The organism is Salinimonas lutimaris (genome assembly GCF_005222225.1).
Classification (GTDB): Bacteria; Pseudomonadota; Gammaproteobacteria; order Enterobacterales; family Alteromonadaceae; genus Alteromonas; species Alteromonas lutimaris.
In genome coordinates this window covers 178,608-193,922 of record NZ_CP036536.1, presented here as the reverse complement: position 1 = coordinate 193,922, position 15,315 = coordinate 178,608, and the positions used below count along the sequence as shown (strand labels likewise).

Sequence of the window (15,315 nt, the reverse complement as noted above, 5' to 3'; positions counted from 1 at the left end):
TTTTTTAAACGTAGCTAGCCCAGCTCAAACAAAATGCGCTGACAGGTGGCCTCATCTAACTATGGATGATCTTACTGACCGGCCATAATCAAGCTGACGAAGATCGCAGGCGTGAGAGGAAAAATGGGTGACCAGAATTTGCATTCCGGTTTGCCGAAGCGTAGTAACGGTATCTTCAATGGATTTATGATGGCGAGTTTCCACCCACTGCTGGGCGCCAACCGAGGTATCGCGACGAATGCGCTGTTCCTGCTCCTATACACAGTGCAGACGGTGCACACCAACGGCATCACAGGTACGCATGATAGCGGCCACATTATGTGCTTTATGCACATTTTCCAGACAAACGGTTAAGTCCGTTTGCCTGGCATGCAGCATTTGCCTGATCCGTTCAAACCGTTGAGGGGTCAGGCAGATATGCCTTTTACTCTGGCAGTTCCATGACGCCGTCAATTTCAATCTGAGCACCTTTGGGTAACTCTTTAACACCGATAGCGGCACGCGCCGGATAAGGCTGATTGAAATAGCTGCTCATGATTTCATTCACTTTGGCAAAGTGGGCTAGATCCAGCAGGTAGATATTTACTTTTACCAGGTCGTTCATATTGCCGCCAGCAGCTTCACAGACTGCTTTCACATTCTCAAATACCTGCCGGGCCTGAGCTTCAAAGTCGTCAGACACCATTTCCATGGTCTCTGCTACCAGCGGAATCTGGCCAGAAAGATAAACGGTTGTGCCTGCTTTTACTGCCTGGCTGTAGGTGCCAATGGCTTGTGGTGCCTTATCGGTCTGAATAATCGATTTAGACATGAATGAGTCCTGTAATTGATGATGAATTAATGCCTTGACTGACTGTGTCTTGAAACTTTCTGTACTTCAGGCATTGTCCTGATCTTTTTCATGATACGGGCCAGATGAATACGGTTATGCGTGGTCAGCTCAATATCAATGAAATAGATATTACTTTCTTTTTCTTCTGTCTGCAGACCCACAATATTCGAGTCACAGCCAGAAATCGTGTTGGTCAGGGTAGCCAGTGTGCCCTGATGATTGTAAAGCTCTATACGCAGTGACGCTTTAAACTCACCCTGCGGGCGGTCATCCCACTGCATGGGCAGCACACGTTGCGGCTCTTCGCGGGTCAGCTTACGAATGTTGTTGCAACCGGTCTGATGGATTGTCATACCCCGTCCCGGTGACAATACCGCCACAATTTCGTCATCCGGTATCGGATGACAGCATCGCGCGTAATGCACCAGCAGACCTTCGGTACCGCGTATGGCCACATTACCTTTTTTCTCTGGTAGCTCGCCACTTTCACCCAGTAAGCGGCGGGCAACAATGGCGCTAAGCTCGTTACCCAGGCCAATATCTACCAGTAAGTCATCAAAGGTCTGGTGTTTAGTTTCAGCCACCACACGATCAATATCCTGCGCACTGATATCATCCAGTTTCACACTGCCCAGTGCGTGACGTAACAACCGGTTACCCATATTTACCGCTTCCTGGGAATGCTGGCGGCGCAGATACTGGCGAATGCGGGTACGGGCGCGGGCACTGACTACAAAGTTAAGCCAGTTAGCATTGGGCTTGGCTTTGGGTGAGGTGATAATTTCCACCGTCTGGCCATTTTCTAATGGTTTACTCAACGAATAGTTACGCCGTTCCACCCGCACGCCCACGCAGGTGTTACCGATATCCGAATGCACCGCATAGGCAAAATCTACCGCGGTGGCACCCATTGGCAATTCGATGATTCTGCCATCAGGGGTAAACACATAAATTTCATCCGGGAAGAGATCGGTTTTTACCGACTCAATAAATTCAAACGACGAGCTGGCACTTTGCTGTAACTCCAGCAAGGTTTGCATCCATTTGCGGGCCCGCAACTGAGCGGTGGTATCACTGTCACCCGGCTCTTTATACATCCAGTGCGCAGCCACGCCTTTATCAGCCATCTGATCCATCGCATGGGTGCGGATTTGTACTTCCACCGGAATACCATGGGGACCAATCAAAGAGGTATGCAGTGACTGATAACCATTGGTGCGCGGAATCGCAATATAATCTTTAAAGCGGGTTTCAATAGGTTTGTACAGGCTATGGGTTGCACCCAGTGAGCGATAGCAGTTATCGACCGAATCAACCACTACACGAAAAGCATATACATCCATAACTTCGTTAAACATCAGTTCTTTGTTGCGCATTTTGCGATAAATAGAATACAGATGTTTTTCTCGCCCGATAACTGTAGCTGCAATATTGAATCCGGCAATCCGGGTATCCAGCTCCTGGCGAATATTTTCAATAATTTCTTTGCGGTTTCCGCGGGCTTGTCTTACCGCTGACTTGAGGGCCCGGTGGCGCATAGGATACATGGCCTGAAAACCCAGATCTTCCAGCTCGTTCTTCACATCGTGAATACCTAAACGATGTGCAATCGGCGCATAAATTTCCAGGGTTTCCCGCGCGATACGACGTCGTTTGTCTGGGCGTAGTGAGCCCAGCGTGCGCATATTATGCGTGCGGTCAGCCAGCTTGATGAGGATCACCCGAATATCCTGAACCATCGCCATCATCATCTTACGGAAGTTTTCGGCTTGAGCTTCCTGTTTACTGCTAAACGCCAGTTTGTCCAGCTTGCTCACACCTTCGACCAGTTCTGCGACGGTATCACCAAAAGCCTGCGCTAAGTCATCCTGATCATAATGGGTATCTTCAATAACATCATGGAGTAACGCTGCCATCAGCGTTTCATGATCCATGTGCATATCTGCAAGAATCCCCGCCACCGCGATAGGGTGCGTGATGTAAGGATCGCCGCTTGATCGCATTTGCCCGTCGTGCGCCTCATGCGCCAAAACATAGGCATCCTGAACCAGCTTCACCCGATCCACAGGCAAATAATCAGAGATCTTTTGTTTTAAACCCTCGAATAAATACACGGCTTTTTGCAGACTTCCAGTAAAAATAAGATGAACCGACAGAATAAGGGCAATTGAAGCCAATGCCAATGACTAAACGCCCTAAAACGCAAAACGCCAGTGTCCCGTTACAGGACACTGGCGTTTTTACAATGATCTATATTAACGCTGATGATTACTGATCAGACAAAATATTAGCCACAGAAGAGAAGTCTGTGCGTTCCTGCTGTTCCTGATCACGCATCTCGTCTTGTTCCAGCGTTTCAGGAGTTACCAGGCCTTCTTCGATTTCACGAAGCGCAGTAACAGTTGGTTTATCATTTGCTCTGTCTACCATGGCATCTTTGCCTTCGGTAGCCAGCTGGCGAGCACGACGGGCTGCTACTAAGACCAGGTCAAAGCGGTTACCAACTTTATCTACAGCATCTTCTACGGTTACGCGAGCCATGGGAATCTCCGAAAAATGAAATTACGAGTTTTAAAAACGGCCGCGAAGTATACCCCACAACCGTTTAGTGTCATAGTCCTTTGTGCGATTTTACATCATTTTTTAGCACTCGTCAGCGCCGGGATCGCTCAACAGATCGCTAATCAGATCCTGATGCCGCATTTGCTGCTTTACAGTGCGCTGACGCTGCGCCCGGACGATCGATTCCAGATCGCCCAGCGCTTCTGAAAAATCATCGTTGACCAGCACATAGTCAAACTCATCATAATGAGACATCTCAGACACCGCCTCGAGCATCCGTGAGGCAATCACCTCGGCTGAGTCCTGACCGCGTTTGTTCAACCGCTCTTTAAGCACTTCTGCTGACGGTGGCAAAATAAAAATACCACAGGTATCAGGCAGCAGTTTTTTCACCTGACGGGCGCCCTGCCAGTCGATATCCAAAAATACGTCAATACCGCGATGCAGAGTTTGCTCAATGGTTACCCGTGAGGTGCCATAGTAGTTACCAAACACCTCTGCATATTCAAAAAACACGCCCTGCTCAATCAACTGTTCAAACTGCTCATGGGTCACAAAGTGATAATGTACACCGTCCACCTCACCCGGCCGGGGTGCACGGGTGGTATGCGACACAGAGACCTGCATAGGATAAGTTTCTGACTGATCGAATTTTTCCATCAGCGCTTTGATCAGGCTGGACTTCCCTGCACCTGAAGGCGCGGCAAGAATAAATAAATTACCGAGTTGAGTGGCCATAGTTACCGTGCTGTAAAATCTTTGGTGGTGTTCATTTTGAACTGCAATGGTAGCATAAACCATATTAAGCCGTAATGACTGTTATTGTGGCACTTTTTAAATGGCTGCGTGCCCCTTTACCAAAGAGAGACTGTTATGTCACAAAACCACTTACCTTTTGTTGAGGTAAATACCGCAGAAAATCCACAAGCCTGTGTTATCTGGATGCATGGACTAGGCGACTCGGGCCATGGTTTTTCGCCCATTGTGCCGGAACTGCAGCTGCCAGACTCTCTGCCGGTGAAATTTATTTTTCCGCATGCACCTAACCGTGCGGTTACCGTTAATAATGGCATGCAGATGCCGGCCTGGTATGACATCAAATCTCTGGATTTTAACAGCCGGGCAGATGTGACCGGGGTAAAGGAAAGTGCCGCGCAGATAAAACAGTTAGTCGACATGCAGATAGAAGCCGGTTTTGCGCCGGATAAAATTATTCTGGCCGGTTTTTCTCAAGGTGGTGTGATTGCCTATCACCTGGGCTTGCGTCTGGATGTGGCCATTGGCGGCATCATGGCGCTTTCAACCTACATGTGTGAGCCGGATTTACTGGCCACAGAAGCCAGTGAAGCCAATCGCCAGGTGCCGATTTTTATCGCCCACGGTGAGCAGGACCCGGTGGTACCGGTTATGCTGGGTCAGATGGCCCGCGATACACTGATTAAAAATGGCTACGCCCCACAGTGGCAAACTTATACCATGCAGCACAGCGTGTGCATGCAGGAAATTGAGGCTATCAGCCAGTGGTTACAGGCGCGTCTGGCGTAGGAATAAGCATGACTAAACAACGTACCATTCGTATTGCAACCCGCAAAAGCGCGCTGGCGATGTGGCAGGCTGAGTATGTGCAGGCAGAACTAGAGCGCCACTATCCGCACATCACAGTAGAGCTGGTGCCTATGAGTACCCAGGGCGATAAAATTCTGGATACCCCACTGGCAAAAATCGGCGGTAAGGGTCTGTTTATCAAAGAACTGGAAATTGCCATGATGGAAGGCCGGGCAGACATTGCCGTGCATTCCATGAAAGACATTCCTGTTGCCTTCCCCGACGCGTTCGGCCTGCATGCTATCTGTAAACGGGAAAATCCGTTTGATGCTTTTGTCTCCAATCATTACAACACCATTGATGCCCTGCCACAGGGCGCGGTGGTCGGCACCTCCAGTCTGCGCCGCCAGGCACTGATCCGCAAATACCGTCCAGACCTGCAAATTCGTGATTTACGGGGCAACGTGAACACCCGTTTAGCCAAACTGGATAACGGCGATTACGATGCTATTATTCTTGCTTCTGCAGGTCTGATTCGTCTGGGCATGCAGGATCGCATTGTGCAGCAGTTACCGCCGGAGGTGTCGCTGCCTGCGGTTGGACAAGGTGCGGTGGGCATAGAATGTCGCAATGACGATGCTGAGCTGATTGAGCTGCTCAGCGCCCTGAACGACCCGCACACTCATTGTCGGGTTACCGCCGAGCGGGCTATGAATGCGCGTCTGGAAGGCGGCTGTCAGGTGCCTATTGGTAGTTTTGCCACACTGGATAATGGCGTCATTACCATCACCGGTATGGTAGGTCAGCCAGATGGCAGTGTGCTGCTGTATGCCTCGGCCACCGGAGATGCGTCGCGCGCGGCAGAATTAGGGGTCGAAGTGGCGGATAATCTGCTTGAACAGGGTGCCGGCGAGATCCTGGCATCTTTGTATGAGTAATCTGATGTGTATCTGCTAACCCGCCCTATCCCGGGGATCTGGGCCAGCCAGGCTGCTTTTGCCCGCCAGGGCCTTAATGTGTGCGTACTGGGACTGATTGATATTGAAATCGTCGCCGGTGGAGTGTCTGAGCTTGCCGTCTATTTGCATAATTACACCCCGGACCGGGTGATCATTACCAGCAAATACGCTGTACAAGCCTGCGCTGCCTTGTTGCAGTCTCTGTCCGGCCATATCAGCATTCTGGCTGTAGGCACCGGCACTGCCACCGCGCTGGCCAGTCTGGGACTGAATGCGGTGGTTCCCAAAACCCCTACCTCTGAAGGTTTATTGGCGTTACCGCAGTTAAAAGATGCAAAACGTAAACAAATCGTTATTATTAAAGGGGCAGCTGGTCGAACCACTTTATCTGAGCAGCTGACAGAGCGCGGTGCACGAGTAAACACTGTCGCGGTCTATCGCCGGACATACCCGGCACATACAGAACAAACAAACCAGTGGCAATGGCCTGACGTACAAGGCATTATCGCTACAAGTGAAGAAATGTCTGAGCGCTTGTTTACCCACCTGGACAACACGCAGTTACGTTCACGTCCCTGGCTGACCGTCAGCCAGCGGGTTGCCACCTATATCCGGCAACAAGGCGTGCAATCCGTTAACGTGGTGAACGGGGCCAGTGACGCGCAGCTAAGCCAATGGATTAAGGAAAACTGGGAGTAAAAATGGCGGATAACGATAAACAACCCACCGAACAATCAGCGGATAAGCCTGCGACAACAAAAGCCGCCGCACCCGCAAAGAAAACATCGTCTGCATCGGGTAAGTCAACCGGCTCGGCCCCTAAGGCAGCGGCAACCCCGCCGCCTGTACCTAAACAAAAATCCAATGCGCTGTTATGGGTTGTGGTGCTTATTACCTTGTTACTGGTTATTGCCCTTGGCGCGGCAGGTTACTGGCTCTGGTACAAAAAAGGGGATAACAGCGCACAGCTTACGGCTCAGCAGGAACAGCAGACCACTGAACTGGCCAGAATTGAACAGGAAAATGGTCAGTTACAGCAGCAGCTGGCTCAGCTTGATCGCAGTCGGCAGGAGTTGGCTGATATGGTCAGCCAGCTGGCCGATAAAACGACTCAGTTGCAGCGCCAGAACCAGCAAACACTGTCTCAGCTAAACAATATTGAAGGTCGCCGGCCATCAGACTGGCTACTGGCTGAAGCTGATTACCTGGTACGCATGGCCGGTCGTAAAGTCTGGCTGGAACAGGATTTACGCACTGCGGTCATGTTGCTCGAAAATGCAGATTCACGTTTGTCTGAACTGGCCGATCCATCAGTGCTGCCTATCCGGGAATTAATTGCCAAAGATATTCAGGCACTGCGTCAGGTCAATCAGGTTTCCAGTACCTCAGTGGCTTTGAAGCTGTCAGCCCTGCTGGCACAGGTAGATAAGCTAGCGCTGGATACCTTTGAAGAACCACAGGCCAGCGAGTCTCAGGCACTAAGCGATTCTGTCGATGACTGGCAAGCCAACCTTGCCCGGGTGTGGGACAACATCGTGGATGATTTTATTTCTGTATCACGCACCGAAAAACCCATTGAGCCGGTAATGACACAGCAGGAACAATGGCTTAACCGCGAACAGCTCAAACTGCAGCTGATGCAGGCCCAGTCAGCCGCGGCAGGTGCACAGGATGAGTTGTACAAAGCATCACTGCGTCATGCTATGGAACAGATTGCCCAGAATTTCGACGGCGAAAATGCCGCAGTAAGAGGATTTTCCCAAACGCTGGAGCAGCTGGCACAACAGGATATGAGCCAGGAACTGCCGGACGAACTGGGTAGTGCCGCCCCGCTTCAGCGCCTGCTTGAAAAGCGGGTTGAGGGGGCGTTTGGTAATCAGGGAGCGGGCGGTTTATGAGACGATTGATTGTACTGATTCTGCTGATTGCAGCAGCCCTGGCGGCCTTGCTGGTCGCGCCTCAGGTCATTGGTGAAAAAGGCTATGTGCTGATTTCAATGGGCTCCACGGTGATCGAGATGACGGTGGTCAGTCTGGTCATCTGCATTGTACTTGGCTTATTGGGTCTGTGGTTCGTATGGCGTATTGTCAGCTGGCTGAAAGGGGTATTTACCGGTTCGCGCCAGTGGTTTGGCAGCCGCAGCAAACGTAAGCGCCAGCGTTATTATTACAAAGGCATACAGGCTTTTGCCGCCGGTAATCTGGAAGAAGCCAATAAAGCATTCGGTCATGCACTGGACGGAGAGTTTGAAGGCACTAACCTGTTACTGCAGGCGCAGGTCAATAACGAGCTGGGCAACTGGGAACGCACCGAGCAGCTGCTTAATCACGCAGCTGATTATGAGCAGGCCAGAGTCGCTGCCCGGGTCATGCAGGCGCGTATGCTGGTTGCTCAGAATAAACCTCAGCAAGCGCTGGAAGCTCTGAACCAGTTAGGTGAAGAAGACAGCAAAGCCCGCAGCGTAGTGGCGCTTAAAGCGGAATGTCTGGCGCAAACCGGTCAGTGGCAACAAATTCAGCATGAGCTACCGCACTGGCGCCGGGTACTGAAAAAAGACGCGGTGCCGCTGGCTCAGCGCGCCGCCAAGGGTAAATTTGCCGAGGTGGCTAGTAAGCAAGGGGCCAATGCTCTTAAGCAATACTGGCAGGAACTGCCACGTAAGCAACGCAATGATATTGCGTTTCAGGCTGCCTATGTGGACCAGCTCATCGAACAGGGTATGCATCATGATGCCCAGGATTGTCTGGTCGACTGGCAAAAAGATGGCCTGAAAGATGAGCTGGTACCTATGCTGCGTCGTTTACGCATGCCCAACCCGGCACCGGCCATTCAGCTAATGGAAAAAGCCATCAAACAGGACAGCATGAACCCGCAGTATTATTCTGTGCTTGGTCAGCTGGCTTTCAATGCCGGTGATTTATCACTGGCAGAACGGGCCCTGATGAAAGCCATCAAGCTTAAAGAAGATCCGGCTGACCTGATGCTGCTGGCCGAAGTCAGTGAACGGCAGAATGACAACAGCAAAGCGCTGGCCTTTTACAAACAAGGCATGTCGGCCGTGAGCTAAACGCCGCTGTCAAAAACGCATGAAAAAGCCAGCTTGAAAGCTGGCTTTTTTGTCGGTGCGGTTGGCGTTTACGAAAACACCAGCCCACCATTAATGTCGATATTGGTACCAGTCATATAAGACGCCTCTTCACTGGCAAGAAACGCTACCAGTGCTGCGACTTCTTCTGCTTTTCCTTCCCGTTTTAGCAGCGCTGCACTGGCAACATTGCTGCGAACATTGTCTGGTGTGAAAGTGTCGTGGAAGCCTGTGTCAATCATGCCCGGGCAAACACTGTTCACCCGGATATCCGGTCCCAGCTCTTTTGCCAATGCCCGGGTGAACGTCATTACCGCACCTTTTGAGGTTGCATAGGCACTGGCCCCGCCACCGCCACCATCTCTGCCAGCCTGGGAAGCAAAAGTCACAATACTGCTACCCGCTGGCAGATGCGGAATCACGGCTTTAGACATCAAAAACAGCGATGTCAGATTTACGTCCATTACATTTTGCCAGTGCTCAAGGCTCGTTTCTGTCACCGCTTTACGACCAATCAGGCCACCGGCCACATGTACCAGCCCGTCAATTTTTCCAAATTCAGACAGCGTCGCAGCAGCCACTTTTTCGGCGGCTTCTGGCTGGGTCAGGTCTGCCTGGATGACTTGTGCCTGACCACCTGCTGCAACGATATCAGAAATAACCTTATTGGCACCGTCAGTACTGGCATGACAGGTGATCATTACACTGGCACCCTGACTGGCCAGCTCTTTTGCACAGGCAGCACCAATATCTCTGCCACCACCGGTCACAATAAACACTTTATCGCTTAGCTTCATGATGCACTCCCCTTATAAAAAAGCCGTGGGTTTGAGACCACGACATATTGAGCATTAATATTTGAGCTGGATGCCAGCAAATACCCGCGGGCCATACACGTTGATTTCAGCGAAGTTCTCCATGTTTGGATTGTACTGACGGCGTGGCTCATCAAACAGGTTGATGCCTTCCACCGATACTTTCACATGTTCATTAAAGCGATAAGAAACACGGGCTTCAAATACCTCAGTATCACCGACAAAACGAAGATTGCCCGGGGTAGAAACAAACTGCTGGAAATACTCACTACGATATTTGTAGTTCAGTGCGGCACTGAAGCCGTCCATCTCATAGTAAAACTGAGCCGACATTACATGTTTTGAAAAACCAAACAGATTAGCTGGCGGCACAATACCAATACGCTCTACCGGTGTATCACCATCATAAATGGTGGACGCACCAAAATGAGCATCTTCAAACTCAAAATCAGAGTCCGAATAGTTGTAGCTCAACTTAACCCCGAATCCACGCATCCAGTTGTCCAGATAACTTAGTGAGTGTGATGCGGTCAGTTCCATACCATATATTGTGCTGGTATCGTCATCGGTTTGCTGGGTTGTCACTACGGTATCAATGTTCTGGCCATCCACAGTGAATGTTTCGGTTTGAGAGCTGTTTTCAAAGCCACCCTGAAAACTTTTATAGTACAGACCGAATGCCAGAATACTGTCTTCGTTGGGATACCATTCAATGGCGGTATCAGCGTTCCATGAAAGCAATGGCTCCAGCGAAGGATTCCCATTGGCAATAGCCAGACCAACCGCGTCATCCAGGGTATCATTATTACTATCGTTGCTTAGCCCGGAAAAGCTGCGTCCGAATCCCAGATCTGAAGGGTTAGGGCGGGATAGAGCACGATAAAGACCACCGCGAACAATAATATCCTCGCTTACATCCACAACCAGGTTGAAACTGGGTAATACTTCGATGTAATCATTGCCACCTTCAACCCGGGTCAGAACGCTGCCATCTTCAACAATATCACTCAGGCCCCCCTCTTCATCGTAAACTGCAGTCAAACTGCCACGCAGACCTGTGGAATTGACATCTGTTTTGACTACACGAACACCGAAGTTCCCTCGCACACCATAACCTTTAATGAAAGTGTCATAGTCTGCCTGCAGGTAAGCTGCTAGCGTTTTTTCCTCTACTTCAACATTCTGAATCGTATCAGCCGGGCCGGGAATAGTGGGTGTTTCACCCAGTAACTCTGTAGCCAGGCACAAAGGATTAAAAGTCGCATAGGTATTGCCAGTGCCTTGTGCAATGACGTTACCATCGCTATCTACATTAGTAATAAGTGGCTGACCGCCGGATACTGAGGACAGAAAGTCCGACTCAGGAAACACATCATCACGGCAGGCTTGACTAGCCCCGGCTATAGCAGAGTCGTCAAAGGTAAACTCGTCGCGAACCCGGGGCACACTGTCGAACTCCATTTTGGAAATACGGATACCGCCTTTGATAGCTCGAATCGAGTCATACTCGGGAATATATTCAAAGTCAGTTCTGAATGCCGAAATCTCATTATTTCGGAATTGATTCAGGTCTGCCCGGGTACGGGCATTGTCGGCGTAGAGGTCATGATTATTAACATCAAAGTTCTGTACGGTAAAGATAGGTATCAAAGAGCCGTTTTGCATGATATCTGTACGGGTTTCAATACGCCCATCGTCATCAGAGCCCAGTACTTCATTACCAAAAATATCCACCGGTTCCGATTGTAAGCGCGTTTGTATTATATTTTCCCGGCGCTCTGTTTTTGATAGTGAAAGATCAGCGGATACTCGTAAAACATCACTAACCTGGTATTCAACATTGATACCGCCACCTTTGTATTCCTCCATTCGCTCCTGGAAGTAGCTATTCGTTTCAATCCGCTGCTCGTTGGTAAAGCGTTGAACTGCCCCACCCTCGGTGACGATCAGGTCGCCTGGTAGACGTTCGTCTTCGGGCACATTTGGCGCATCAATACGGCGATTTTCTGCAAACACCAGATCCCGGCGACTCTCGGTGAATACTCTATCTGAATACTGGCCATCTATATTAATTTCCAGTTTGTCATTTGGACGCCATTGAATCGCGCCAAACAAAGATTCCCGGTCATCATCTGTAACATTCTGACGATATGAACGGGAGCTAGGGACGAAGACATAAGGAACACCTGCATCAGGTGCCACGCCGGTTTCCGGATCGACTTCCATCACCAAGTCACCCTCGCCGCCATCACAGGTCCCAGAGGCATAAACACCAGCTTCTACAGCAGGATCAAAACGGCAGTCTCGCCAACCGCTCGTAGTTCTGGCTTCTTGTTCAGGGTTGGTCGCCAGGTTTTTTTGCGCTCCCAGTGAAATACCAATAGACCCATAGTCATTGGTCTCAAACTGGTCAATGACACTGGCGGTAATACGTGAGCCCAGATCTCTTTCCGGATCTTGCAGGTCGCTGTTGTCCGGGTTCCAGTTTGCTTTGTATTCAAACTGAAAACGTTGTTTTCCGTAATCTAATGGCTTGACGGTTTCCAGCGCTATCTGTCCTGACACGCCGCCTTCAATCAGGCTCGCTTCCTGGGTTTTATAAATAGCGATCTTATTGAATAACTCAGACGGGAACTGAGAAAAGTTGACCGACCGATCGCCACTACCGTTGGAAGCTTCACGGCCATTCATGACCGTACTACCCAGGTAAGGCCCAAGCCCCCGAATAGAAATTTCGGTAGCACCGCCTTGCTCCCGGTGTGATGAGGCACCCGTCAAGGTTTCCAGCGCTTCACCAATTGATAGTGCTGGCAGATCGCCAATGTCACTGGCAGAGATGCCATCCACAATGGTTGTCGATTCTCGTTTGATATCAATCGAGTCCTGAATCGTGCCGCGGATCCCTTTTACTTCGATAATCTCCGTGGTTTCTTCATTGACCTGATTATCGGCGTCCTGAGCATGGGATGGCAACACGGTAAGACCGCACCCCAATGCTACGACGGAAGCAATCGCGGTGGGCCGGAACTTTTTGTGTAATGCAGTGTAGAGTGCAGTGTGTGTATTTATTGTTTTCATGTCCTGTTTTCCAGATTTGTAAAATCCTTGTGACAGGTATGTAACCAGTAGCCTGATTAAATGTCAAACAACATACATGACCAGAATGATGGTAAATCCACATTAAACCACATAAACCTATATTACCAATTCAAATAAACTTTTGATTTTGTTGTCTTTATATTTTTTTAAACCTGTATTAAAAAAGTTCAAAAAAAAACCACTCCCATTGGAGTGGTTTGTTCAGAATTTGGATCCACGCTACATAATCAGGTTTACCAGACAGGCAATACCATAAGCCAGGACGCCATAGCCTGCATATAACCCCCAGGCCAGTTTGTTGCTGCCGGTTTCGGCTCTGAGCATAGCTACCGTCGCCACACATTGCAGGGCAACCACGTAGAACAGCACCAGTCCCAGCCCGGCGCTTAATGTCAGGCCGTCCGCCTGAAGCTTTTCTGCAAGGCCTGCAACATTGTCTTCAGCTCCCTGCATACCAAACAAGGTTCCTAGCGCCCCTACAAAGACTTCACGGGCCAGAAACGACATTAAAATGGCCACACCATAGCGCCAGTCCAGCCCCATGGGCTCAAACACCGGCTGAATAATGTGCCCAAGCTGACCCAGCCAGGACTGCTCCAGCTCACTGTTTAACGGGAAGTAACCCAGAATCCAGATCCCCACCGAAACCACAAAAATGACTGGGGCGGCGCGGCGGATGAAGGCGGTTCCACTGTTTAAAACACGGTAAAAAAGCGGCTTCCAGTGTGGCAAACGGTATGTGGGAAGCTCCAGAATAAAGGGCATGTCAGAGGCTTCTAAATCCCTGGGCATCGTTTTATTCAGCAGCTGACTGACCAACAGCGCCATCACGATACCAAAGAAGTACAGCCCGAAAAAAGCCGCGCCCTGCAAGTCAAAAATGCCCAGAAATGTGGCATCTTGCGGCACCAGTACAGCCACCAGCAACGCATATACCGGTAACCGCGCCGAGCAGGACATCAGCGGAATGGTCATCATGGTAATTAACCGCTTATGCGGTGATTCGATGGTACGGGCAGCCATAATGGCCGGAATCGCACAGGCATGCCCTGACAGATAAGGAATAAAACTGCGCCCGGACAGACCTATGGCGCTGAGCGGCCGGTGACACATCAATGCCGCCCGGGCCAGATAGCCGCTATCTTCAAGCAATCCAATCACCAGAGTCAGCACCATAATTTGCGGTACAAATACCAAAAATGACCCGAACCCGCCGAAAATCGCGTCATTAAAAAAATCGCGGACAATTCCGGCCGGTGCCACTGCACTCACCCCGGAGGCTATATTCGCAACCAGCGTTTCCACGCCGTCCATTAATGGCGTGGCCAGCGTAAAAATACTCTGGAACAACACAAACATAATGCCAAGAAATACTACGCTACCAGACCAGTTATTAAGCAAAAACCGATCGATCGCATTTTGTTTTTTCAGCACCACATCCATTTTCAGCCCAAATTGGTTAGCCAATTCGTGACTGCGTTTTACCGCTGACTCTGCCTGTGTGAGGCAGTGCTCAGGAAGAATGTCTTGCGGCTGCGCGGCATACTCAAGCATGGCCTGTCTGAACTCGGTGAGGCCTTCCAGGCTGCGGGCAGACAATGCCAGAACCGGGCTGCCCAGCTCACGACTGAGCGCGGACGTATCGATATCCTCGCCGATACGATGTACCTCATCGATAAAGTTCAGGGCAAACAACACTGACTTGCCCCGCTCTTTGGCGAGTTTTTGAATTTGCAGCCCCAGCACCAGACTGCGCTCCAGCCGGGTGGCATCGAGCACACACAGTACCAGCGCGGTATCGTCCTGCTCGATGGCGTGTTTTATTTCTTTAACCGCTATTTCTTCATCACGGCTAAGACCGCGCATGGTGTAAGTACCGGGTAAATCCACCACCTCAAATTTATCACACTGACCCCGTTTTACTTCCACGGTCACACCGGGGTAGTTGGCGACCTTTTGGCGCAGCCCGGTTAACTGATTAAACAACAGGCTTTTGCCTGAATTCGGCTTGCCCACCATTAATATTTTTTGCATGGTTACTTCTGACTAACTGAAAAGGAAAAAAGAAGGGATTCAGGCGGCTGGCGCTACATCAATCTGTGCAGCAAGCTGGGATTCGATGGCAAAAATACTGCCGCCAAGTTGCAGTACAATCGGGCCTCCTAAAGGCCCCTTGCGCACGCATAAAACTTCCCGGCCTTCTTCCAGCCCCATCTCAGATAAACGCTCACTGACAGCCGCAACAATTGAGCTTTGAATACGTGTTACCACTGCCAGTTGCTTGCTGGGTAAATCCCATAATGTCATAACGTGCCTCTTTTGCGGCAAACAAGCGCAGCAATGCATGGCGATATACCGCCGCGCCTCTTAACTAAAAATAATTCTCATTCAAACTATCAGAATTGCATCAGCCTCACT

14 protein-coding genes are annotated in these 15,315 nt (G+C 50.2%); 6 read left to right on the top strand and 8 right to left on the bottom strand.

Annotation, left to right across the window (positions count from 1 at the left end; genetic code table 11):
• The first annotated feature begins 123 nt into the window (after window positions 1-123).
• Window positions 124-354 carry a hypothetical protein gene (locus tag EZV72_RS18370; RefSeq protein ID WP_175405019.1) on the top strand — a complete coding sequence of 77 codons (231 nt, stop codon included), beginning with the start codon at window positions 124-126 and terminating at the stop codon, window positions 352-354.
• A 70-nt stretch (window positions 355-424) separates the two neighbouring features.
• Here EZV72_RS18370 and EZV72_RS00835 read toward each other — a convergent pair whose 3' ends face one another.
• The 4 genes from EZV72_RS00835 to gmk all read right to left on the bottom strand — a co-directional run bounded on the left by EZV72_RS00835 (window position 425) and on the right by gmk (window position 4,132).
• Window positions 425-811, bottom strand: a complete 387-nt coding sequence (locus EZV72_RS00835) for a RidA family protein (RefSeq protein WP_137165466.1) — start codon at window positions 809-811, stop codon at window positions 425-427.
• 26 nt (window positions 812-837) lie between these two features.
• Window positions 838-2,946 (bottom strand): bifunctional GTP diphosphokinase/guanosine-3',5'-bis pyrophosphate 3'-pyrophosphohydrolase, encoded by a 2,109-nt coding sequence (spoT, locus tag EZV72_RS00830; RefSeq protein ID WP_137168614.1) that lies wholly within the window; start codon window positions 2,944-2,946, stop codon window positions 838-840.
• Between the two features lie 154 nt (window positions 2,947-3,100).
• A complete protein-coding gene (rpoZ, locus tag EZV72_RS00825) occupies window positions 3,101-3,373 on the bottom strand; it encodes a DNA-directed RNA polymerase subunit omega (RefSeq protein WP_137165465.1) in 273 nt (90 codons plus the stop codon).
• Between the two features lie 102 nt (window positions 3,374-3,475).
• The gene (gene gmk, locus EZV72_RS00820) at window positions 3,476-4,132 is read right to left on the bottom strand and encodes a guanylate kinase (protein ID WP_137165464.1); all 657 of its coding nucleotides are present in this window, start codon (window positions 4,130-4,132) and stop codon (window positions 3,476-3,478) included.
• Between the two features lie 135 nt (window positions 4,133-4,267).
• Here gmk and EZV72_RS00815 point away from each other — a divergent pair, with 135 nt between their 5' ends.
• The 5 genes from EZV72_RS00815 to EZV72_RS00795 are packed head-to-tail and all read left to right on the top strand — an operon-like array spanning window position 4,268 to window position 8,965.
• Window positions 4,268-4,939 carry an alpha/beta hydrolase gene (locus EZV72_RS00815; protein WP_137165463.1) on the top strand — a complete coding sequence of 224 codons (672 nt, stop codon included), beginning with the start codon at window positions 4,268-4,270 and terminating at the stop codon, window positions 4,937-4,939.
• Between the two features lie 8 nt (window positions 4,940-4,947).
• The gene (gene hemC / locus EZV72_RS00810; RefSeq protein WP_137165462.1) at window positions 4,948-5,877 is read left to right on the top strand and encodes a hydroxymethylbilane synthase; all 930 of its coding nucleotides are present in this window, start codon (window positions 4,948-4,950) and stop codon (window positions 5,875-5,877) included.
• Window positions 5,878-5,883: 6 nt separating this feature from the next.
• Window positions 5,884-6,597, top strand: a complete 714-nt coding sequence (locus EZV72_RS00805) for a uroporphyrinogen-III synthase (RefSeq protein WP_137165461.1) — start codon at window positions 5,884-5,886, stop codon at window positions 6,595-6,597.
• Between the two features lie 2 nt (window positions 6,598-6,599).
• Entirely contained in the window at window positions 6,600-7,796 is a 1,197-nt protein-coding gene (locus EZV72_RS00800) for a uroporphyrinogen-III C-methyltransferase (RefSeq protein ID WP_137165460.1), read from the top strand.
• Window positions 7,793-8,965, top strand: a complete 1,173-nt coding sequence (locus tag EZV72_RS00795) for a heme biosynthesis HemY N-terminal domain-containing protein (RefSeq protein ID WP_137165459.1) — start codon at window positions 7,793-7,795, stop codon at window positions 8,963-8,965. Before EZV72_RS00800 ends, EZV72_RS00795 begins: the two co-directional genes overlap by 4 nt.
• A 68-nt stretch (window positions 8,966-9,033) precedes the next feature.
• Here EZV72_RS00795 and EZV72_RS00790 read toward each other — a convergent pair whose 3' ends face one another.
• From EZV72_RS00790 to EZV72_RS00775, 4 genes are all read right to left on the bottom strand, one after another.
• A complete protein-coding gene (locus EZV72_RS00790) occupies window positions 9,034-9,780 on the bottom strand; it encodes an SDR family NAD(P)-dependent oxidoreductase (RefSeq protein ID WP_137165458.1) in 747 nt (248 codons plus the stop codon).
• Window positions 9,781-9,834: 54 nt separating this feature from the next.
• The gene (locus EZV72_RS00785; protein ID WP_137165457.1) at window positions 9,835-12,876 is read right to left on the bottom strand and encodes a TonB-dependent receptor; all 3,042 of its coding nucleotides are present in this window, start codon (window positions 12,874-12,876) and stop codon (window positions 9,835-9,837) included.
• A 240-nt stretch (window positions 12,877-13,116) separates the two neighbouring features.
• Window positions 13,117-14,931: a ferrous iron transporter B gene (feoB, locus tag EZV72_RS00780; RefSeq protein WP_137165456.1), complete on the bottom strand. Its 1,815-nt coding sequence runs from the start codon at window positions 14,929-14,931 to the stop codon at window positions 13,117-13,119.
• Between the two features lie 39 nt (window positions 14,932-14,970).
• Window positions 14,971-15,204, bottom strand: a complete 234-nt coding sequence (locus EZV72_RS00775; RefSeq protein WP_175405018.1) for a FeoA family protein — start codon at window positions 15,202-15,204, stop codon at window positions 14,971-14,973.
• Window positions 15,205-15,315: the final 111 nt, after the last annotated feature.